Source organism: Ochrobactrum sp. SFR4 (assembly GCF_019730395.1).
In the GTDB taxonomy this organism is placed as follows: Bacteria; Pseudomonadota; Alphaproteobacteria; order Rhizobiales; family Rhizobiaceae; genus Pseudochrobactrum.
In genome coordinates this window covers 1-235 of sequence record NZ_JAAPBB010001392.1, presented here as the reverse complement: position 1 = coordinate 235, position 235 = coordinate 1, and the positions used below count along the sequence as shown (strand labels likewise).

The 235-nt window shown below is 52.8% G+C and carries 1 protein-coding gene; it reads left to right on the top strand.

Features of this window, described 5'->3' with window-relative positions; all coding sequences use genetic code 11:
- Nucleotides 1-20 precede the first annotated feature (20 nt).
- A partial coding sequence (locus tag HBA93_RS23595; RefSeq protein ID WP_221724826.1) for a TraR/DksA C4-type zinc finger protein occupies nt 21-235 on the top strand: 215 nt, incomplete at its 3' end.

Below are 235 nucleotides of genomic sequence, written 5' to 3'. Positions count from 1 at the left end.
GCAGAGCGACCAGCACAACCATGAGTTTGAGTAATTTTGCCTTTGACCTTGCTGGTGAACGTGCTGAGCAGGAACGCAATACCGCTATTGCCCGTGTGTCAGCGACAGTCACTGCGCAAGGCGCGTTGATCTGCATTGATTGTGATGAAGAAATCAGCGTTGCGCGCCGGTCAGCCTATCCAGCGGCACAGCGCTGCATCGAATGTCATGAGAGCTACGAACTATGGCTGAAAAA